At 69.2% G+C, this 21237-nt stretch carries 18 protein-coding genes; 7 read left to right on the top strand and 11 right to left on the bottom strand.

Features of this window, described 5'->3' with window-relative positions; all coding sequences use genetic code 11:
- Nucleotides 1-455: 455 nt before the first annotated feature.
- The 3 genes from AB0924_RS24055 (at nt 456) to AB0924_RS24045 (ending at nt 3311) form a co-directional block, all read left to right on the top strand.
- Nucleotides 456-1769: a vanadium-dependent haloperoxidase gene (locus AB0924_RS24055; RefSeq protein ID WP_358937276.1), complete on the top strand. Its 1314-nt coding sequence runs from the start codon at nt 456-458 to the stop codon at nt 1767-1769.
- A 459-nt stretch (nt 1770-2228) separates the two neighbouring features.
- Nucleotides 2229-2627 (top strand): OsmC family protein, encoded by a 399-nt coding sequence (locus tag AB0924_RS24050; RefSeq protein WP_358937274.1) that lies wholly within the window; start codon nt 2229-2231, stop codon nt 2625-2627.
- Nucleotides 2628-2981: 354 nt separating this feature from the next.
- Nucleotides 2982-3311 (top strand): hypothetical protein, encoded by a 330-nt coding sequence (locus AB0924_RS24045; RefSeq protein ID WP_366912472.1) that lies wholly within the window; start codon nt 2982-2984, stop codon nt 3309-3311.
- Between the two features lie 142 nt (nt 3312-3453).
- On the opposite strand, the gene AB0924_RS24040 is transcribed toward AB0924_RS24045, so the two are convergent.
- The 3 genes from AB0924_RS24040 to AB0924_RS24030 all read right to left on the bottom strand — a co-directional run bounded on the left by AB0924_RS24040 (nt 3454) and on the right by AB0924_RS24030 (nt 6548).
- A complete protein-coding gene (locus AB0924_RS24040; RefSeq protein ID WP_366912471.1) occupies nt 3454-4299 on the bottom strand; it encodes a DUF3626 domain-containing protein in 846 nt (281 codons plus the stop codon).
- Between the two features lies 1 nt (nt 4300).
- On the bottom strand, nt 4301-5020 hold the full coding sequence (locus AB0924_RS24035) for a peptidase E (RefSeq protein WP_366912516.1): 720 nt from the start codon (nt 5018-5020) through the stop codon (nt 4301-4303).
- Between the two features lie 313 nt (nt 5021-5333).
- On the bottom strand, nt 5334-6548 hold the full coding sequence (locus AB0924_RS24030; protein WP_366912470.1) for an MFS transporter: 1215 nt from the start codon (nt 6546-6548) through the stop codon (nt 5334-5336).
- Between the two features lie 1014 nt (nt 6549-7562).
- Here AB0924_RS24030 and AB0924_RS24025 point away from each other — a divergent pair.
- Nucleotides 7563-9644, top strand: a complete 2082-nt coding sequence (locus tag AB0924_RS24025; protein ID WP_366912515.1) for a SpoIIE family protein phosphatase — start codon at nt 7563-7565, stop codon at nt 9642-9644.
- Between the two features lie 315 nt (nt 9645-9959).
- Here the strand turns inward: AB0924_RS24025 and AB0924_RS24020 are convergent, their stop codons facing one another.
- Both AB0924_RS24020 and AB0924_RS24015 read right to left on the bottom strand, forming a co-directional pair.
- A complete protein-coding gene (locus AB0924_RS24020; protein ID WP_358937266.1) occupies nt 9960-10361 on the bottom strand; it encodes a TraR/DksA C4-type zinc finger protein in 402 nt (133 codons plus the stop codon).
- 161 nt (nt 10362-10522) lie between these two features.
- Nucleotides 10523-11014 (bottom strand): GNAT family N-acetyltransferase, encoded by a 492-nt coding sequence (locus tag AB0924_RS24015; RefSeq protein ID WP_358937264.1) that lies wholly within the window; start codon nt 11012-11014, stop codon nt 10523-10525.
- Between the two features lie 409 nt (nt 11015-11423).
- Between AB0924_RS24015 and AB0924_RS24010 the strand changes: the two genes are divergently transcribed.
- Nucleotides 11424-12164: an alpha/beta hydrolase gene (locus AB0924_RS24010; protein WP_358937262.1), complete on the top strand. Its 741-nt coding sequence runs from the start codon at nt 11424-11426 to the stop codon at nt 12162-12164.
- A gap of 190 nt (nt 12165-12354) precedes the next feature.
- On the opposite strand, the gene AB0924_RS24005 is transcribed toward AB0924_RS24010, so the two are convergent.
- Nucleotides 12355-12741, bottom strand: coding sequence for a GntR family transcriptional regulator (locus tag AB0924_RS24005; RefSeq protein WP_358937260.1), 387 nt, complete (start codon nt 12739-12741; stop codon nt 12355-12357).
- Complete coding sequence (locus AB0924_RS24000; RefSeq protein ID WP_366912469.1) at nt 12734-13525, bottom strand: hypothetical protein; 792 nt, start codon at nt 13523-13525, stop codon at nt 12734-12736. The genes AB0924_RS24005 and AB0924_RS24000 overlap by 8 nt, the downstream gene beginning before the upstream one ends.
- 343 nt (nt 13526-13868) lie before the next feature.
- On the opposite strand from AB0924_RS24000, the gene pnuC reads away from it, so the two are divergent.
- Together pnuC and AB0924_RS23990 are read left to right on the top strand one after the other, a co-directional pair.
- The gene (pnuC, locus tag AB0924_RS23995; protein WP_358937256.1) at nt 13869-14534 is read left to right on the top strand and encodes a nicotinamide riboside transporter PnuC; all 666 of its coding nucleotides are present in this window, start codon (nt 13869-13871) and stop codon (nt 14532-14534) included.
- The gene (locus AB0924_RS23990) at nt 14531-15649 is read left to right on the top strand and encodes an AAA family ATPase (protein ID WP_358937254.1); all 1119 of its coding nucleotides are present in this window, start codon (nt 14531-14533) and stop codon (nt 15647-15649) included. The genes pnuC and AB0924_RS23990 overlap by 4 nt, the downstream gene beginning before the upstream one ends.
- Nucleotides 15650-15721: 72 nt before the next feature.
- Here the strand turns inward: AB0924_RS23990 and AB0924_RS23985 are convergent, their stop codons facing one another.
- From AB0924_RS23985 to AB0924_RS23970, 4 genes are all read right to left on the bottom strand, one after another.
- Nucleotides 15722-18514, bottom strand: coding sequence for a Pls/PosA family non-ribosomal peptide synthetase (locus AB0924_RS23985; RefSeq protein ID WP_358937252.1), 2793 nt, complete (start codon nt 18512-18514; stop codon nt 15722-15724).
- 177 nt (nt 18515-18691) lie between these two features.
- Complete coding sequence (locus AB0924_RS23980; RefSeq protein WP_358937250.1) at nt 18692-19390, bottom strand: histidine phosphatase family protein; 699 nt, start codon at nt 19388-19390, stop codon at nt 18692-18694.
- A gap of 275 nt (nt 19391-19665) precedes the next feature.
- On the bottom strand, nt 19666-20085 hold the full coding sequence (locus AB0924_RS23975) for an SRPBCC family protein (RefSeq protein WP_358937248.1): 420 nt from the start codon (nt 20083-20085) through the stop codon (nt 19666-19668).
- A gap of 41 nt (nt 20086-20126) precedes the next feature.
- Nucleotides 20127-21137, bottom strand: a complete 1011-nt coding sequence (locus AB0924_RS23970) for an aldo/keto reductase (RefSeq protein WP_358937246.1) — start codon at nt 21135-21137, stop codon at nt 20127-20129.
- Nucleotides 21138-21237: the final 100 nt, after the last annotated feature.

The following is a 21237-nucleotide window of genomic DNA, read 5'->3' as shown; positions in this document are numbered from 1 at the left end:
TGGCTGAGGAGTCGGACCGGCCGGCTTGGGGGCTGACGCGGTGTCCGGGGTGAGAGTGCGAAGGGCGGTGCGGATGCGGTCGAAGGTTGCGATCGGGTATTGGCCGTCGTCGGACACGAACCGAGAACGTGGCGAGGATTCGACGGACGGTCACAGAGCAGGTCAACAGGCTGCGATGGGGAACTCTCGGGGAACAAGGGCACAGCGGTTCGCCGGGGCCCGGGGCGGATGCAGGGGCTGTCCGGCGGTGATCTCCGCACAGCGGGCGGTGAGGCGTTCGAGGGCGCCTTGACCTGCCCGGTTCGCGGCGAGTTGTCTTGCTCACCAAGTAGGCCGTTGCTATGCCTTGGGCACTCAACTCTAGGGAGCACGCTGTGTATCAAGAGCCCCCTCTTCCCGCTCCTCCGCGTTCACGTGCCCGGGGATTCATCTGTGCCGTCGCGGCGATCGCCCTCGTGACGCTCACCGCCGCGACAAGTCCCCCCGACGCGCACACCCGGACCGCGGCGGACCCGGCAGCCGTGGTCCGCGAGTGGAACGCCATCGCCACCGACACGATCAAGACCAGCCTCGGCCCACGCCCCTCCGGGCAGGCAGCGATCTGGCAGGGATTCGTCTCCGTCGCCGTGTACAACGCCGTGGTGGGGATCGAAGGCGGCTACGCCCTGTACAAATGGCACGAGCGCGGTCCGGCCAAGGCATCCTCCGCGGCGGCCGCCGCCACCGCGGCCCACGACATGCTGCTCACCTACTTCCCCGCCTTCAAGGAGCGGCTCGACACCGCCTACGCGGACTCGCTCGCCGCTCTTCCGGCCAGTCATACCAGAGACCAGGGCGTGGACTACGGAAAGCGCGCCGCCGCCCGCATCATCGAACTCCGGGAAGGGGACGGAAGGTTCGCGGACGTTCCGTTCACCGCTTCCCCGGCACCGGGGGTCTGGCGGCCCACCCCGCCCGCGTTCCAGCCCTTCATCGACACCTGGCTCGCCAGGCTCCGCCCCCTCCTGCTCGCCTCCCCGCAGCAGTTCCGGCCCGGCGGACCACCCGCCCTCTCCTCGGCCGCTTACGCCGAGGATGTCCAGGAGCTGAAGACCATGGGCGTGAAGACCGGCTCGGGCAGGAGCGCGCAGCAGACCGAGACCGCCCTCTTCTTCAGCGGCAACCTGGTCGAACAGGTCCAGATCGCCGTACGGGACCACGCCGCCCGGCACCGGCTCGGCATCGCCGAGACGGCCCGGCTGTTCGCCGCGGTGAACGCGTCGGCGACCGACGCCGTCGTCACGGCATGGGACGCGAAGCTCCACTACGGCACCTGGCGGCCGATCACCGCCATCCGCCTCGCCGACACCGACGGCAACCCCGCGACGACGGCGGACCCGGCCTGGGAGCCGCTCCTCCTCACCCCACCACACCCGGATTACATCGCCGGCCATACGACCGTCGCCGCCGCCGTGGCACGCGCCCTGACCGGCGCCCTCCGCACCTCGCACATCGACCTCTACGTCCCCTCCGCGGTCACCGGCACCACGCGGTTCTACGGGTCCGCCGACGACCTCAACCGGGACGTCGTCGACGCGCGTGTGTGGGGCGGCGTCCACTCCCGCACGGCGGACGTAGTCGGCTGCCGGGCCGGCACCCGCGTGGCCGCCTGGGCGCTGGACCACTACTTCCAGCCGGTCGCCAAGGACGGCACCCAGCCGTCGCTGCCGACCCGAGCGGCTCGGCAGGACAGCCTCGCCGAGCCGGAGTGCGGCGACGACACCGACTGACCCACAGATCCGCAGAGGACCCGGCGTCGAGCCGGGTCCTCTGCGGATCCTGCCTCGAGCACTGGATCAGCGGGGAGACCTTTCCCTTGCAGGGGCCAGCCACTTCCGACAGAGGGAAAAGGCCGTGAACGCCCGTGTCGTGTCGCTCAGGCGTCGGAGAAGACGTCGCCATCGGGGCGTTGTTACCCGGAGGACCGAAGGCGCACGGGCTGGCACCGGGGCGGGCTGGGTGGCGATGTACTCACGCAGGAAGGTGTGCGTCTGCTCGGGGCCCTTGCAGTCGTCTGCGTCGCAGTAGCGGGCGCGGGCACGAAGAAGAGACCAGTGGGAGCGGTACCGGCGCCGGGGGTGCCGACACCGGGAATTCGAAGTCTCCGCCTCATCACTTCGATGTGCGCCATGATGCGTGGACGGATCCGGGCTGGGCTGCGACTGGGAAACGGCCACAGGAGGCAGGTCATGAATGAGCGGTTCGCGGTGGTGGCGAGCGCGGGGTCGTTTCTGAAGGAAGACGGCGACGACGTCCGGCTCCCGCACCGGTGGACGCCCGGCGGCGTCGGGGTGCGGTCGGCGTTCACCGGTGGCCACGTGCTAAACCTGGCGGTGGCGGCGTGCGTGCTCAACGACCTCTACCGCGAGGCCGAGGCCGGCGGGGTGGAACTGCGGGGTGTCCGGGTGCGGGCGGAGGGCGGCTTCGACACCTCCAGTTGGAAATCCACCGGCATCTCCTACGCCATCGAGGTCGACAGCGACGCGCCGCAGGCGCTCATCGCGGCACTGATCGCAACCGTCGACGAGGTCGCCGAGATCCCCCGCGCCCTGCGCCAGGGTGCCGCGGTCACCCGCTCGTCGGGCTGAGACGCAAGACGAGCTTCGCGCGACAGCGCCGCCATCCCTTTCCACGCACCGTTCACTCACTGTCAACGTCTGGCGTGCGAGGCGGCACCCCAGCACATAACGTCGCAGGTGGGGAGTAGCCAGGGAGTGGACATGAGCCCAACCAAGCGCGGCAGGACCCTCAGCGTGAGTCGTAAGCGGACGCCGGGGATCGCCTCTCGCATCCTTACGGAACCGGCGGCGCCCGGACCAACGGCACCCGAACCCGAGTCGCCACAGCCGGCGCCGGTATCTGCTCGGGCCCTCCCGCACGCTCCACCACGCCGGCCCACACGCATACGCATATCCGAGACCAATCCCTGGTCGGTCACCCTGATGAGCTTCCTCGTGCTGGGGGGCTTGGGGGTGTGCGTCCTCGGCGCCGTGTTCACCGCGTCGATGATTCTTTACATCGTGGCTCCCGGCGTGGGGCCGTCGCTGTCGCAGACGCTGGTCATTGCCACCGTGGTCGTCGCACTGGAGATCGTCCTGGGCACCGTCGTGGCATGCCTGTGCAGCTTCACGCACAACTACACGGCACGGCTCAGCCGCGGCGTCGGAGTGGCCCCGACCGACGATCGCAGCGATTCGACACCAGCGGGAAGACAAGGAGAAGAAGCGCAAGATCCACAAGGTGCGCCAACTCCGGATGACTTCCACACGTGATATCAACAGCACCGGAGGCGGGCATTCACGCATGGCCCGGCTCGTTCGGCCCGGAAATCTGTTCGTGCTGCATGTCGGCACCCAGTGGGAGTACCTGCCCCAGGAGCTGACCAGGGTGAGTTGCTGTTGGTGTGCAGGGGATTCAGGAGCCGCTGAGCTTCCCGAACCGGGCCAGGCAGTGCCAGACCTTCTTCAGATCCTGGAGAGCGTACCGGCCTGTGTGGGCGGCTTCTCCTATGACCCTGGGAGTGAGCCAGCCACAGGCGGCGATCTCGGCTCCCAGGTCCACATACGCTGGGCCTCGATAGTGCGGATGCTGACGCAGTTCGGCCACGCTTAGCCGGAATCCGGGATGCCACTCGACGGAGCACGGCAGGCTTTCTGCCGCGTATTCGACCGCTGTGCCGCGATAGCTGGGGTCCAGCACGAGCGCCTCTACGTCACCGTCAAAGCGAACTGGGCCGTGGATGTGTGCCTCGATGTGACCGTCCAGGGGATCCGTGTCCGCTGCCTCGGCAAGCGCGACAAGCGCACATCGATCGGCGACACCGAAGGCAGACGGCTCGGCGGAACTGTCCGGATAGCAGAATGTGGCGCGCGTGAGGGCCTCAGGCTTGAGCCTGAAGAAGGAGGAGCCGAATCGGGGAGCACCACCGTGCAAATCACGGCGGTGGTTCAACGCGCCGTAGACAGGACGCCGGTCAGGCGCGGCGTCGTCGTACGCGCCGGCGAAGATACGGCTCTCCCAGCGCCATCGGTCTCCGCCCGGACGAGCGGTCAGCCCGCCGTTACTCGTTCCTGTGACGAACTGTGACCGGTAAACGCCGTCGTGAGCCATCTGGACCAGGATGGGACGGCTCCCCGCGGCTCGGTCGGGATGAAAGTGCATCGTCACCCGTAGGTCCGCGGGGAGCGGCTTTCCCTTGGACGCGGCCGCGACATGTCGCAAGGCCCTGTCCTGGATTGAGACGGTGACGTCGGCAGCCATGTCACGTCGCTCCCTTGAGCAACCGGCACGACAGGCTTTCCTCCGTCACACCGTGAGTTTCATCGGCCTGCACCCAGTACAGGCGGGCCTCCGGCCTCAGGGTGACGGCCTCCTCGAGACGTCCATCCGTGAAGAGGGCGCCCACCCCGTCCTCGAGCGCCCAGCCGGCGCGCAGCATGCCGTGAGCCACAGCCTCCCGGAAGGAAGTGCGGCGCCCTGGTTCACTGTCGTAGTGCGGGCACACCGACCCCGGCAAAAGGCTCAGTCCGTCCTGCAGAAACGTCAGCGGACCAAAAGAATCCGTATGCGAGCCCTCCGCCCAGCAGTTCGCACCAGCACTGATCCCGCACAGCAGCGTCCCGCGGCTGCAAGCCTCGCGCAGCAGCCGGTCGACTCCATGTGCACGCCAGACCGCCAGCAGGTTCGCAGTATTGCCACCGCCGACGTACACGACGTCCTGGCTGAGCAGAAACGCCCGTAGAGCCTCATCGTCCAGCTCTCGCCGGAAGAGCGACAGGACAGACGGCTGGCAGTCGCGTGACGTGAACGCGCTCAAGAACTGATCGATGTATACAGGCGCGTCGCCACTGGCCGTTGGAACGAAGCACACCTTGGGCCGGAGGCTCCTCGCGTGGTTCAGCAGCCAGTCGTCGAGCAGTCCGTCCTCATCCGTTGAGAAGCCGCCTCCAAGAAGTGCGACACGACGAGCTGGAACGACCACCACGAGACTGCCTCCCAAGCTGCAGACGCCGCGGAACCACGCCGCGGAACCAGGGTTGCGCGCACACTGCCGCGCCACGAGCCCCATCCGCAACCCAATAGACGGCCGTGGCGGCACGGACGCCGGTGCGCCACAGGCCAGGAGGGGCGGCGATGGCAACGGCCGCCGCCCGGGGAGCAGGGCCGGCTGCTGCACCGCCGCTACGCCAGCGCGCCACACCGCGGTCACCACGGGGGCGAGGCAAGTCCGAGTAGCCCCGCCCGCCTGCCGGACGCGACGCCTCGCCGGGAGACGTCGAGTCCCGTTCGCCCGGTCAGTCCGCGGTGGGGACCGGTGTCTCCTGTTCGGTCGCCGGCGATGCCTGCGTGATCACTTCGGAGGGCCGCCGGCCCCGGTCCATGACACCGCCCGTGAAGGCGAGGGCCAGACCGGCCACGGCGAGCGCCGCGCCGACCAGGTTGGGCGCGGCCCAGCCCCAGCCGGCCGAGATGACCAGGCCGCCGAGCCAGGCACCACCCGCGTTGGCCAGGTTGAAGGCCGAGTGGTTGGAGGCCGCCGCCATCGTCGGGGCGTTCTTGGCCTTGGCCATGAGCAGCATCTGGACAGGTGTGGTGATGAGGGAGCCCATCGCGCCGATGAAGGTGATCGTCACCAGGGCGGGAACGGTGCCGTGGACCGCGTAGTAGAACGTCACCAGGGCCGCGGCCAGCAGGATGAGCCCCCAGTACATCGTCGGGCGCAGTGCGCGGTCGGTGAGCGGTCCGGCGATCAGGGTGCCCAGCGTCATGCCGACGCCGTACAGGGCGAGCACCCAGGTCGTCGACGAGTCGGAGATTCCGGTCAGGTGCGTGAGCATCGGGACGAGGTAGCTGTACACGGCGAAGAAGCCGCCGAAGCCCACGACGGCCGTCGCCAGACCGATGACGACCTGCTTGTTGCCCATGGCTTGCAGCTCGTGCCGGATGCCGGACTGCTCCCCGCGTGGCTGGTGCGGGACGAAGGCGGCCAGCGCGGCCAGCGCGATGAGGCCGATGACGGCGACCGCGCCGTAGGCGGAGCGCCAGCCCAGATGCTGGCCGAGGGCCGTGGCGGCCGGAACCCCGACGATATTGGCGATGGTGAGCCCGAGGAACATCTTCGAGACGGCGCGTGCCGCCCTGTCCGCAGCGACCAGCCGCGAGGCGACGACGGCGCCGACGCCGAAGAGCGCGCCGTGCGGCAGGCCTGCCAGGAAACGGGCGGCGAAGAGCGTGCCGAAGCCCGGGGCGACGGCCGACGCCGTGTTGCCGATCACGAACAGCCCGGTCAGGAGCAGCAGCAATCGCTTGTGCGGGACACGCGCGCATATGCCCGTCAGCAGCGGAGCGCCGACGACGACACCGAGCGCGTACGCCGACACGACGTTGCCGGCGTGCGGTACGGACACACCGATTCCGTCTGCGATCTGAGGCAGCAGCCCCATGGTGGCGAACTCGGTCGTGCCGATGCCGAACGCGACGACAGCCAGGGCCAGCAGAGCCAAGGGCATGGTGCAGGAGAACCTTTCAAAGACGACGGGCCGGGGGCCAGAAGCGGGACGGACTCCTCCGCGGTTCCCTCGTCGGGTCGCACCAGTCGTCATGACCCGAAGCGCCCTGGAAGAGGGTGAGCCCATAGGGATGCAGCAATGGAGCGAAGGCATCCATTCCAAGATCGCCTGGCGATGTGCGGCATCGGAGCTGGGCTCGGACACCCTGACTGCGGCGGCAGCCCCGGCCGGTGAGCAAGGATAACCGCTGGGCCCCGACACCAATCGGGAGGGGTCACCGTCCCGGACGCGCTACGGGCTGACCGAGGAGCTCCCGAACCGGATCCTCGAAGGCCCGGAAGCCGGATGCACTGCGGCCTACGGCCTCCGTCGAGGGGATCCACGAGGGCACGTGCCCCTCGTGGATCCCCTCGTGGACTGCGGTGGGCCATCCTGCGGGCCCTGTCATACGGCAAAGCCTGCGCAGGTGGCGTGCTCCTACTGGCCCCACTGCCCCAAGCTGGCGCATGCGGCCCGCTCATGCGGCCGACGGAGACACTGTCGCCCTTCCCGTTGGGGCAAGGTCAAGTGAGGTCACGGCGCCGTTCGGCACGTCCGGAGCGGTGCTCGTGAGGTTGAGGAACAAGCTGAGGTCCGGGTCACATCCGTACGATTCGCATCAGCAAACCCCGGCTCTGTCAGATTGGGGCACTGCCCCCTGACGACAGTGGACGTATTGTCCGTATATGGGTGACGTCAGGTACGGCCGGTCCGGTACCGGGCTCCTGGGACCGTCTTCTCGTCGCTGCCGGTGCCGACGCTGTCCGACGCCATCGGCACACAACGGCTGCGCGGGGACGGAACCCGCCGGTCAGAACCCGTGGGGCGCTCGACGCGATCCCGGGTCTCGGCCCGGACAATGGCGTCCGGCAACGGCGGACGGGCATGCGGATCGCCGGTTGGCGCTTCACGGGGAGGTGAAGCGTGTGCGACACAGCCGCTGACGCTCGCTCCCCGGGGTGCGGCCCTGACGCACTGGAACCTGTCCTTGGCCAGTGCGCGCGGGAGACCGGTGCCTACGCCAGCGGTGTCTACGTATTGTCCCCGGACGGTCAGGTACTGCAGCTCGCGGTGCTGAGCGGAATCTCCAGACGAATCGCCGCACCCTGGGCACGAGTCCCGCTGGCCGCCGCGACCCCGGTGAGTGATGCGGTGCGGCAGCGAGGTCTGGTATGGATCGGCAGCCAGGAGGAGCTGGCGCGCCGCTACCCGCGGCTGGCACTTGTCCTGCCGCACCCCTTCACCATGGCCGCCGCTCCGATCGGCATCGATTCGACGGCGTGGGGCGGCCTGGTGCTGCACTGGTCCAGCGCGCACCCTTCCACGCTGAGCCCGCATGAGCGTGAGGTGATCAGCGACACCTGCCGCAGCATGCGCCCGATCCTCCAGCGGGCCGCCGCGAGTGGCCACGTACTGGTGGGGCCCGAGCCACGCATCCTGCCTGCCCCGCACAACCGCACCGCCGGCCCGGCCGAAGCCCAGGCCGCGGTCGATTTCACCGAGCGCCTACCCAGCGGCTGCTGCGCGCTCGACACGGACGGCCGGATCACCTTCCTCACCACCGCCGCGGCCGAACTCCTCGGCGCAGACATCGCCGACCTGCTGGGGGCTCGTCCATGGGAGGCGCTCGCGTGGCTGGACAACCCGGTCGCCGAGGACCGCTACCGGGCGGCGGTGCTCAGTCACCGACCGACGTCGTTCACCGCCCGGCGCCCCCCGGACCAGTGGCTGCAGTTCCACCTGTATCCGGACGCGTCCGGCATCAGCGTGCGTATCGTGCCGACCCCCGCGTCGGATGCCGTGCCTCCTCCGGAGCTGCTGCACCCCGCACCCGCCACCGACCCCGGCCGGGCCACTGCCTTGTACCAGCTGATGCACCTGGCTGCCACGCTCACCGAAGCGGTCGGCGTGCAGGACGTCGTCGCCAGGGTTGCCGACCAGGTGCTGCCCGCCTTCGGCGGTCAGGCCCTCGCCCTGATGGCCGCCGAAGAAGGCAGGCTGCGGATCATCGGATACGACGGCTACTCCGCGGAACTCATGGACCGTTTCGACGCGATCCCGCTCACCTCGGAGGCCCCTGCGGTGCGTGTCTTGACGACAGGTGAACCGAGCTTCTTCGGCACCTTCGCCGACCTCGCACGGGCCTACCCGCCCGCCGTCCGACAGGACGAGATGGCCGCCTGGGCGTTTCTGCCGCTGATCGCCTCCGGCCGCCCGGTCGGCTCGCTGGTCCTCGCCTTCGATCGGCCGCGCACTTTCCCCTCCGAGGAGCGCTCCGTCCTCACCGCGACCGCCGGACTGATCGCACAGGCACTGGACCGCGCCCGTCTCTACGACGCCAAACAGCAGCTCGCGCACGACCTCCAGGCCAGCCTCCTGCCTCGCACGCTGCCTTGCATTCCCGGCCTCGATGTGGCCGCCCGCTACCTTCCCGCCAGCTACGGGATAGAGGTCGGGGGCGACTTCTACGACCTCATCCGCCTCAGTAGGACGGCGGCCGTCGCCGCCATCGGTGACGTCCAGGGACACAACGTCAAGGCCGCCACCCTCATGGGTCAGGTCCGCACCGCCGTCCACGCCGGTGCCGGCGCACCGCCCGGCGAGGTCCTCGCCGGAGCGAACCGCCTGCTCACCGACCTCGATGCCGGCCTGTTCACCAGCTGCCTCTACGTCGCCCTCGACCTCGCCCGCCGACGCGCCTGTATGGCCACCGCGGGGCACCTCCCGCCGATCCTGCGTCACCCGGACGGCCACACCGAGGTTCTTCAGCCGCAGCCCGGGCTCCTTCTCGGTATCGACCCCGCCGCCGACTACCCCACGACGGAGCTACCGCTGCCGCCAGGCGCCGTGCTCGCCCTGTACACCGACGGACTGGTCGAAGCTCCGGGTACGGACATCGACGAAGCGATCGCCGCCCTCGCCGACCAGCTCGCGTGCGCCCGAACCCAGTCCATGGACGCCCTGGCCGACAGTCTGATCGCCCGCGCTCAACGATCCGCACCCCGCAGCGACGACGTCGCCCTGCTGCTGATCAGCCCACTCCGAACCGGGACCTGACGCGGGCTTGTCCCGGGGGCGCACACCCCCACGCGCCTTCATTCGAGCGACGAGCGACGCGGTTGGTGGACGAGGTCCGGGCTCCTGGCGATCCGAGCGTGACAGCTCTCCACCAACCACCACAGCCTCGAGCCACCCCCTTGGCGCTGAGCTGTCCTGCGCGGCGGGGTGGTACGGGGCATGAGCCTCGGCGCCCAGGGCTCGGTGGGCAGCTCATTTCATGGGTTGGACAGCGGCGGCCGGAGGGGGCTCTACACAGGTCAGGGGGTCCGTCCGGATATGGCGGTGCTTACCGCGGCGGCTGACTGGCTGCCGTCAAGGGCGGCGTGGGTCGGGCCGGGCGCAGCGGACACAGGTGGTCGCTGCTGGACGGATCTCCAGGCGTTCGGGGGGAATCGTCTCGCCGCAGCCTTCGCACCGCCCGTACTGTCCCTGTTCGAGTCGTTCGAGTGCTCGGTCCAGTTCTTCCAGGTGCTCGCGCGTCTGAGTCATCAGGGCGGCGACGTGGGCACGCTCGAAGGCGGTGGTGCCCCCTTCGGGGTCGTGTTCGTCGTCCACTGCGACCAGGGCGTTCGCCGCGACGATCCCGTCGTAGTCGCGGCTCAGCGCGGCAGCCCGAGCCAGGGTGTCGGCGCGGTCGGCCGCGAGGCGTGCGCGGGCGGTCGAGAAGGGGGACGGGCCGGGCCCGCCATGGTCGTACCGGGATACTTCGTCCATACCTGGTCAGCGCTGATTCACGGTCGCCTATTCCACCGGGCCATCCGCGCACCGCCTCCGCGCAGGTGCGGGACCGGCGACGGCAGCAAGCTGGAGCGCGGGCAGGTTCGGCTCGCTGGCGCGTCAGCTGCCCTGCGAAACGGTGCACCGCGTCATTCGCGTCATTCCGACGTAATACGAAACTCGAATTCCGGACGATCCCACAGTACGGCGGGCGGGTTCGCGAGCGCGGTCCCGATCCGCACCGCACCGACGCGGTGATAGAAGTCCTCGGCGGGACGATGCGACACGACCAGGACACGGTCGAGCCCGGCGGCACGGGCTTCGGACTGCATGTGCGCGACGAGCAGTCGTCCAACACCCCGTCCTTGCGCCTCGTCGGCGACGAACAGCAGGTCGAGCTCCGGTGGATCGAGGACGAGCGAGTAGAACCCGATGACCCGGCTGCCTCCATGCTCGTCCGCGCCGACGGCTACGAAGGCGCGGTGGGCCTCGATGTAATCGGGACCGACCCGATAGCCCGCGACTGCGGATGCGTACTTGCCCTCGTAGGCGCCCGAGCCACGCACGAGCCGCGTTAGCCGTTTGGCGTCCCGCGCGACGGCCCTTCGTATCGTGATCGACTGGCCGGTCGGGGAAGTACGTGAACTCATCGGGAGAGTATTTCGCACCGGCGCACATTCTCGTGCAGCGGGTCGGCTGCTCGGGCGGGCTCAAGGCCGCAGGGCCACCCCGCAGGCGCAGGAACATGCTGGTCCGCCCAGGAGCGGCCCTTCGGCCGCGCGCAAGAACAGCACGGCCTGCTCAAGGTCGGCGCATCAGGCCGGCACCATCCCGGTGGCTCTGTGCGGTGTTCCGGCCCCTTGGCATCCGGCTCCGGAGCCCGCGCAGAAATAGATTGGCGGGACGGCGACGGTCGCTGCTACCTTCGCGGAAGCCGTGCGAGAGAACAAGGAGGTGGTACCCGTGAACGAATCGACATGGGTGCTCTCCTTCGGGGTCACGGTCGGGCGATAGGTCGTCCGGGAGCGCCGTTCAAGCGCACTCCCGAAAGGCACGACCATGGCCCTTCACTTCACTTCCGAACAGCACCTCGACGACGGCGTCCTGGAACGCGAATTCACCCTCGGCGAGATCCCCGGCATCCTGTGGACACCAGCATCCGCATCCGCGCCGGTGCCGCTGATCCTGCTCGGCCACCCCCCGCTCGGACTGCACAAGATGTATCCCCGACTGGTGGCGCGAGCCCGGCGCGCCGCGGCGGATGGCTTCGCCGCGGCCACCATCGAGCTTCCCGGTAGCGGTAACCGACCCCGATGGGCCGCCGCCGAGCAGGCCCGCGCCGACCTGCGCCGGGCCATGGAAGCCGGCGAGCCGGTCAGCGACGAGATCATCGACGCCCTCGTCCTCCCGCTCGTCGACAAGGCGGTCCCGGAATGGCAGTCCGCCCTTGACGCTCTGCTGTCGCTGCCCGAGATCGGCGGCCCGGTCGGGTACTCGGGAGGAGTGATCTCCATCGGTGTTCGACTTGCGGTGGTCGAGCCGCGGATCGTGGCCGCCAGTCTCTTCGCCGGGAGTTTCGTGCCGCGCGCCATGTTCGAGGAAGCCCGCCAGGTCACCATTCCCCTGCACGTCCTGCTGCAGTGGGACGACGAAGGCAACCATCGGCAGGCGGCCCTGGACCTGTTCGACGCCTTCGGCTCCGAGGAGAAGTCCCTCCACGCCAATATGGGCGGGCACGCCGGCGTCCCGCAGTTCGCGGGGGACGCCGCGGCCCAGTTCTTCACCCGGCACCTGAAGTAGGGCCGAGCCGCCAGGCCATCAGCAGACGCCAAGCCATGTCGGCCAGGATGCCGCGCATCAACGGCAGGCCCGGGCACTCCTCTGCTGTCTACGCCGTGGGCCCCTGCCAGCTCGGCAGGGGCCCACGCCGCCGCAAGCGATGAACTGTTCGATTCCTGCGGTGCTTCGGGTGCTGCCCAGGGGCAAGTAGCTAGGAGCGGTCCGGCCCCAGGGCATCGCGGACGGCGGCCATGATGGTCTCGGTGTCGGCGCCCAGCGCGCGGGCGGAAGAGGTGAAATCGCGGGCAAGTGTGGCTAGTACGGAGGCGAATGGGCGAGTTGGGTCGGCTGGGGGTGCCGCGACCCGGGAGCCCGCCCCGCGACGGGTGCGGATCAGCCCGGCGGTCTCCAGTTCACGGTAGGCGCGCGCCACGGTGCCTGGTGCGAGGCCGAGGTCCGTGGCCAGCTGGCGCACGGTCGGCAGCCGGTCGCCCTCGGCCAGCCGGCCGGTGACGATCAGCGCGCCGAGCTGCGCACGGATCTGCGCGTACGGCGGTACCTGGCTGGCAGTATCGACACGGACGGCGGGCTCATTCATCGTCGAGGGATCCCATCGCCGCATCGTCGTCGACGGCCCGGGGGGCCACCACGGTGATCAGGGACCAGATGACGGTGAACAGGTTCAGCAGGGCCAAGGGATAGAACACCCAGAAGGTGAGCGCGCCCATCGCGCCGGCGCAGCCCGTCTCCGTGAGCGAGATGGAGATCATCAGCACTGCGTACAGCTGCTGGCTCGACACCAGCAGGCCCCACGCCCCGGTGACGGCCCACGCGCGGTCGCGACGCTGCTGCTCCCCGCCCGGTCCGTGTGCGATGCGGCGCAGGGCCCACACACAGGTCGGGGTGGCTATGGCCAGGGCGCCGAACGTCGGAAGGCTGTAGTACATCCCTGGCCAGGGGCCCAGGGTGGCCGGCATCCCGTTGCAGGAGACGGCGATGACCTTACCCGTGCTGAAGATACGGTGAGGGTCGACGGAGGCCGTGGCGGCGGTGATGGCCAGCAGGACGGCCAGCGAGACTCCCTGAAGGGCGATCAGAGGGCCCATGCGGGGTGGCACATGATCTCTGACCAGGCGCGGGGCGAGACTCGCGGTGCGTACCGCGTCCTGGGGAATCAGGGTCAGGGCGTCGGCGAGAAGGACGCCTGCCACCGCGCACAGGCCGAAGGCCGTGATGCAGAACACGACGCGCTGCTCGAACTCGACCTGCCCCAGTGTGGACAGCGCCTGTGCGGCCACGATGCCGATGGCCAGGCCGGACCAGCGGGCGTAGTAGTTCGCGTGGTCGAGAAAGCAGCGCTGGAACGGGGCGGTATCGAGCACAGAGGGTCCCCCTCGAATCATCTTGTATCAAGCAGCAAGCACAAGATGCCCCAGCTGGAATCTTGTGTCAAACATCCGGTACAAGACGATGCGGGTGAGAGGTGGCTTCCGGCACGAAGCAGCCCTGCGCCCGGGAACGACCCATGCACATCACGGCCGCCACCCGGCACGACACGGTCGCCACCCACTGCCACCGCACCGCCTTCGCCGCGTCGGGTCACTACCGACACGGCGGCGCCGACATCAAGCTTGCCGGTGGTGAGCGGACCCGCCAGAAGGGCTTGGCACGCGACGGTTCCACCATTTATCGTCATGCTGACATTTACTGGGCAAGGAGCTCTCCATGGCTGTCAGCGACGTCCTGGGCGATATCGTCGCGCCCCTGAACACCGTGTTGTTCGACTTCGGCCACGATGCGGTGACCTGGGCGGAGCTGCTCGGCTTCGCCACTGGTGCTGCCTGCGTCTGGCTGACCGTCAGGGCGCGGATCGCCAACTTTCCCGTCGGCATCGCCAACAACCTCTTCTTTCTGGTCCTGTTCTGGAGCGCCCAGTTGTACGCCGACGCCCTGTTGCAGGTCGTCTACCTGATGCTGGCGGCCGTCGGCTGGTGGACCTGGCTGCGTGGCGGCGAGCGCCGCTCTCCCCGCCCGATGGGCCATGCCTCCGCGCGCACCGTCGTCGTCCTGCTGCTGCTCGCCGTCCCCGCGACCTGGGCTCTGACGGTGATCCTGACCCGCGCCCAGGACGTCGCACCGTTCTGGGACGCCCTCACCACCGCACTGTCGCTGGTCGCCCAGTGGCTGCTCAACACCAAGTGCTACGAGAACTGGTACTTCTGGATCGCCGCGGACGTGGTCTACATCCCGCTGTACTTCGCCAAGGCGCTCTATCTGACCGGCATCGTCTACGTCCTCTTCTTGACGATGTGCCTGATCGGACTGCGCAGCTGGCACCGGGAGCTGGCCGCGGGCCGGTCGACCGCCGCAGCGGACCTGGTGCGCGCATGACCGCCCCCTTCGACCACGGACTGGTCATCGGCAAGTTCTATCCTCCTCACGCCGGCCACCACTTCCTGGTACGCACTGCGGCCGACAGCTGTCGGCGCGTCACGGTCGTGGTGATGGCAGCCGACGTGGAGTCGATACCACTGGCCGACCGGGTCGGCTGGCTGCGCGAGGCGTACGCGGGCCGACCTCAGGTGGCCATCACCGGTGTCGTCGACAACATCCCGGTGGACTACGGCAGCGACAGCGCCTGGGCCGGGCACGTCGCCCTGATGCGTGAGGCGGTGGCCGCCGGAGCGCATGCGGCCATCCCGGTGGACGCGGTGTTCACCTCAGAGCCGTACGGCGCCGAACTGGCGCGCCGGTTCAGCGCGGCGGACGTCCGCCTGGACGCGGCGCGAGAGACGTTCGCGGTCTCCGCTACCGCGGTCCGCAGCGACCCGGTGGGCCGCTGGGACACGCTGGAGCCGCCGGTGCGGGCGTGGTTCGCCCGGCGGGTGGTGGTACTCGGCGCCGAATCCACCGGTACCACCACGCTCTCCCGCGATCTGGCGGAGGCACTGCGCAAGCGTGGCGGTCCCCATTCGCTCACCCGTTGGGTTCCCGAGTACGGGCGCGAACTGACCGTCGCCAAGCTCGCGGTGGCCCGCGCGCTGGCAGCCCGCCGCGGCCTGCCGGAGCCCACCGTTTTCGACCTGGAGTGGAGTGACGCCGACTTCGAGGCCGTCGCGGCCCGCCAAACGGCCGAGGAGGAACGCGCCGCCCGAACCGGCGGACCTGTGTTGGTGTGCGACACCGACGCGCTGGCCACCACCGTCTGGCAGGAGCGCTATGTCGGCCGGGCCACCGAGGCGGTGCACAGTCTCGCCAACGCCATGCCGCCCAGGGCGCTGTATCTGCTCACCGACCATGAGGATGTGCCGTTCCACGACGACGGCCTGCGCGACGGTGAGGAGTTGCGGCCCTGGATGACCGGGCGGTTCCGCAAGGTGCTGTCCGGTCGCGGTGTGCCCTGGCAGGAAGTACGCGGCGACCGCTCGACCCGGCTACGACTCGCCCTGGAGGCAATCGACCGGCTGCTTCAAGAGGGCTGGCGGCTGGCCGCCCCGCTCGGCTGAAGGCCTGGTTGATCACCAGCGCCTGCATCGGCTTCCACATCTGCCCTGGCCGCTGAGACACGGCCTGGACGGTCAGCCGCGGATCGGCCGGTCGGCCTGTCGTTCGCGGAGGGTATCTGCTTCCTGGGCGGGATTTCCCTCCCACCGCGTCTCAGGGGGAACTTCCTCGCCCTTCATCAGGAAGGAGTCGGGGGCGAGCTGTGCCCGGTCGCCGATCGTGGTGCCGTAGTGGACGAGGGCCCCCACGCCGATGGTGACGCCCGCCCCGAGTGTGGCGCGGTCGGACTTGAAGGCGCCGTCCTCCTGCGAGTGGCACTGGATGACACTGCCGGCGTTGAGAGCGCTGCCGTCTCCGATGCTGACGAGGGTCCGCTCGGTGATGGAGCAGCCGTCGTCGAAGACCCGCCGCCCGATCCTGGCGCCCAGCAGCCGCCAGATCAGGGCCTTGAACGGGGTGCCGTTGAAGACCTGCACATACTCGTGCGACGTCAGCTTCCAGTAGCGCTCGTGGCCCCAGAAGTCGGGCTCGTAGATCGAACAGTACAGCGGTCTGAGCGGCCGGAATCCCGCGACAACCCTCTCGATCAGAGCGAAGTAGAAGACTGTGAACATCATGGTGAGCAGGCCCGCCAGCGCATAGACCGGCACACCGAGGGTCGAGAAGAGCTCGACGGCGGTCATGGCGATGAGGACGAGTACGAAGAAGTGGAGCCAGCGCGCCAGCAGGTGAAGGCTCGCGGTCACCGCGTTGTGCCTGTTCTTGGCGGCGAGCCGGCGGCGCAGTTCGGCACCCTGGGCGAGCTGGTCGAAGCGGGTGTCGCGCAGTACCGTGCGCGGGATCTGGAAGCTGGGTGAGCCGAGCAGCCCGACGCCTTCGCGTACCGGGCCGTCGATGGGGACCATGGCCTTGGTCGCGACCAGGCAGTTGTCGCCGGTCCGGCCGCCGGAGGGGTAGGCGATGCGGTTGCCGATGAAGTTGTGCGGCCCGATCGAGGTGGGGGCGAAACGGAAGGACGAGCTGGAGAAGTCGGCGTTGATGATGGAGAGGCCGTCGGCGACCATCGTCCCGGTGCCCACGGTGCTGAGGTACGGGGTGTCGTGCTTGACGAGCGAGCCGAAGTTCGACCCGGTCTGTTCGACATGGCACAGGTCGTATCCAAGGCACCGCAGGTAGTGCACGATCGCGGAGCTGTCGCCGAAGAGTGTGGTGAAGAACCTGATGTTGGTCAGCCGTGTGATCGCCCGCTGGATGCCGTGGTGGAAGCCGTACAGCGGGTAGGTCCTGCCCGGTTCGATCGCCAGGCTGAGCAGCCGCGGGACCGTACTCACGACCAGCAGTCCCGCGACGATGCCTCCGAAGAAGGCCACCAGGGACGCGGCCAGTGCCTCGACGTAGAACGCGGGACTGGTGAAGGCTTGGGGTCCCGGGGTGAACACCGCGTTGAGCTGCGGGACCGCGGTGAACACGAGGCTCACACCGGCCAGGGTCAGGGGGAGGTACACCAGCAGCAGGGCGAGCAGTTCCGACAGGCTGTAGAGGACCCTGCGAAGAGGGCCGCACGCGGCTGGTTCGACGGTGCGGAAGTCGGTGGTCGTCGGCTCCGCCGGTGTGCCGTGCCACGACTGTCCGGCCGGAATCGCCTGCCCGGAGTGCAAGGAGGAGGCGTGGCCCAATTGGCTGTGGTCGCCCATCGACGTGTCGATGTCGACGACGGCCTGAACGCCGACGGTCACATCGGCGCCGAGGGCGACGGGACCCGTCTCTACGCAACCGTCGAGCGCGCGGTAGCAGGACAACAGCACGTCCTTGCGGACCACCGTGCGGTCACCGATGGTCAGCAGGTCGGTGCCGACCGGGACGGTCCGGGACAGGAAGGTGACGCCCTTTCCGATGTGCGCGCCGAGCGCTCTGAGGTACAGCACGTACAGCGGTGAACCCGTGAACAGACGAACCGGGCTGGTGCGGACGAGGGTCTTGACGCACCAGAAGCGCAGATAGGCGGGACTCCACAGAGGGATTCTGCGGGGGGTGAAGCGGCCTATGAGCAGCCACTTGGCCGCGACGGGCAGCGCGCAAGAGCCGACGAAGAGCACCGCACTGAACAGAACCGCCCTCAAGTAGACGCCGGCCGTCCCCGAACCTTCCAGGGTCCACTGGTACCCGAGTACGGCGATCGTGGCGCCCAGGGAGGCGAAGACGAGGAACATCACCAGCTGAGCGGTCCCGCACAGCACGTGCCGCCATGGGCTGCACTGGGGCGCAGCCGGCACGACGGATCGGGAGCCGCTCTCCGCAGGGACGCGCGATGCGGTCTGTGAGGTGGCAGGCGAGGGCTCCGCGGGCCGGCCGTCAGCGGGAGCCTCCGTGAACGCTTGGGCCAGGCTCCGGATCGTCGGGTACCGGTAGATGTCCTTCATCGACACCGTCGGCAGGTCCTCCCGCTTCCGCACCCGGGCGCAGAACTGCGCCATCACCATCGAATCGGCGCCCAGATCAGTGAAGAAGCCGCCGTCCACCGGCACCCGCTCGGCACGCAGAACGCCGGCCAGCACCTCCGCCAGAAGCCCTTCTGTGCCGGTGGGCGAATCCGTCGACGGCATAGCGGCGGCTCGAGTGCCCGTCGGCGCCCGGGGGGAAGCGCCGGCGGTGAACGCTTCCGCCAGGCTCCGGATCGACGAGTGCCGGTAGATGTCCTTCATCGACACCGTCGGCAGGTCCTCCCGCTTCCGCACCCGGGCGCAGAACTGCGCCATCACCATCGAATCGGCACCCAGATCAGTGAAGAAGTCGCCGTCCACCGGCACCCGCTCGGCACGCAGAACGCCGGCCAGCACCTCCGCCAGCTGCGTCTCGGTGGCTGTCACCGCGCTGGTCGTGCCTTTGGCAATGGCATCGGAATACATGTGCTCTCGTCTCCAGTCAGGCCACTCCACTGTTCGACGCCCGGGCAACGTCCCTGCCGAGCGCGCTGGGGCGACGGCCCGCGACAGGTGAGGCACGGCCTCCGCGCTGCGCCGGGCCCGGATGCTTCCTCCCCGGACCTACCCATGGCCGGCGAACATCGCCTCCCGGGAGGAGCTTGATCGTTCCCCGCCGCCCAGGCGAGCCACCCGCAAAGGGCGATCACTTGCGGCGGGCACGGGAATCGCCGAACGCGGGACGGGCCACGGGCGGACCTCGGGGACAGGGGCGTGGCCGAGCTGTACGTCCCAGCATCCGTCGCGCCACCTGAGGGAGACTGCCGACAGGGGTGGCACATGGACATGCCAGAAGTTTCTTGCCGGTACGGCCAGCGCGTGGATGAGCGCGGCCCGCACGACGGCCGCTTCGGTAATGGCCAGTGCGTGGCCCGTGTCGGACGCTACGCCGCTCAGCCAGGTCGCGATGCGACTACAGAGCTGACGTACGGACTCACCTTCGTGCGGTGCGGCATCGGGGTCGGTGAGCCAGGCGGTGAACCCGTCGGGGTCGCTTGCGGCGATGTCGCCGACTGTGCGACCGCACCACCTGCCGACGTCGAGGTCCCGCAGCGCGGGCTCGGACGCTGCCGCCAGGCCGAAGGCGTCGGCGGCCTGCGAGCAGCGGATGGAAGGGGCCCGGACGACCATGTCGTGCGATGGGAGCCCCGCTCCCATCACGCTTGCCTCACACACGCTGCGGTCACTGAGGGGGGCGTCGCCGAACGACGGATCCACGGCGGCGTCCGTGTCGGGGGCGCACAGGAACGTCAGGCGGATCATGGAACCGACCTCCTTATTGGCCCGGCATGAGTCCGGTGGCGTGGCATCACGGGGGCAGCACCGCATGACACGGGCGGCGCTGCGTCGTGACTCATGAGCTCCAGGGTGATTGGAAGCGCCCCGCTGGAACATCCGCCAGATGTCCGGAACCACCCCGCCAACCGGCCCATGGAACCCGCCACCGCCTCCCCCGTGCAGAGGCGGCACGTCGGCCGGGTACGGCAGGTGCGGGGCGCGGCGGGGTGGTACGGGGCATGAGCAGTTGTGCTGCGGTCTCAGGACGTGAGGGTCTTGTGCAGGGCCCGCAGGCCGTCGCGGTAGATCCCGGTGAACAGGTCGACCGCTTCGGCGTCGCTGATGCCGTCGGGGGCGAAGCGTCCGGACCACTGCACCTCGGCTGCATCCTGCCGGCCGGGGACCGGGTGGACCCGCAGGGTGGAGAGGTAGCCGGTGACGGGGAAGGGCGCCTGGAGGATGGCGTAGCTGTAGTGGTGTTCGGTCTCGCTGAAGTCCACGAGACGCTCGACGATGACCTCGCCGTCTGAGTTCTTCAGCCGGCGGACCCGGCCGCCCTCGAGTGCGGTGCTCTCGGGGATGTAGGGGAGCCAGTCGGGCAGGACGTCGAAACCGCCGATGAGGTCCCATACCTGCTGGGGTGAGGCCGGTACTACGCGGCTGACGGAGGCGGATGCCATGGTCTTTCTCCTGGAGTGGTGGTGCTGGTGGTGTGTTCGGGTCAGGCGCCGTCGGGGAGGGGCGCGGCCGGGCTGACCAGGCCGCCGGCGCGGAGTTCCGTCCAGAACGCGGTGGGGATGGGCACGTTGAGGGCGGCGGTGTCCTCAGCGATCCGGCTGGGGCGGGAGGCGCCGGGGATGGCGGCGGCGGTCACCGGGTGGGCGAGGGAGAACTGCAGGGCGGCGGCCTTGATGCTGATGCCGTGCTTGTCGGTGAGGGCCCTGAGGCGCCTGACCCGCTCGATGATCTCCGGCGGTGCCTGCTGGTACTCGAAGTTGGTGCCGCCGGCGAGGATGCCGGAGCTGTAGGGTCCGCCGACGACCATGCTGACGTTCTGGTCCTGGGCCATGGGCAGCAGCCGCTGGAGTGCGTGCTCGTGGTCGAGGAGGGTGTAGCGGCCGGCGAGCAGGAACCCGTCGGGCTGCGGCTCGTCGAGGCCGAGGGTCAGCTCGATGGGCTCGGTGCGGTTGACGCCCAGGCCCCATGCCTTGATGACGCCCTCGTCACGCATGCGGGACAGGACACGGAAGGCGCCGGTACGAGCCTCCTCGAACTTATGGAGCCACAGGTCGCCGTGGAAGTCCTGTGCGATGTCGTGGACCCAGACGATGTCGAGCCGGTCGACGCCGAGACGCTTCAGGCTGCCCTCGATGGAGCGTTCGGTGGCGTCGGCGGTCCACTCGTGGAGGATCTTGTTGGGGTTGCCGTGCTCGAACAGTCCGCCCTTCTCACCGAAGTCGGGGACATTGGTCTCCGGCTCGTCGAGGATGACCCGGCCGACCTTGCTGGACAGCACGTACGAGTCACGAGGCTCGGTGGACAGCACCTGGCCCAGGCGTTCCTCGGCGAGGCCGGCGCCGTAGAAGGGGGCGGTGTCGTAGTAGCGGATGCCCTGGTCCCAGGCGGCCTCGACGGTGGACCGGGCGTCCTCGTCAGCGATCGCGCGGAACATGTTGCCAAGCGGGGCGGTACCGAAGCCGAGACGGCCGGGGAGGATTTCCTTCAGTGACATGAGCAGTGCCTTTTCGATCGATGCCTCGGTCAAGGGGGGTGAGGCTGGTGGGGAGCGGACGCCTCCTGCCTGTGCGGCGGCTCAGTCGATGGAGCCGGCA

The sequence above is a fragment of the Streptomyces sp. NPDC047869 genome (genome assembly GCF_040704065.1).
Taxonomy (GTDB): Bacteria; Actinomycetota; Actinomycetes; order Streptomycetales; family Streptomycetaceae; genus Streptomyces.
The sequence above is the reverse complement of the archived record's forward strand: the minus strand, read 5'-3'. Positions and strand labels throughout refer to the sequence as shown.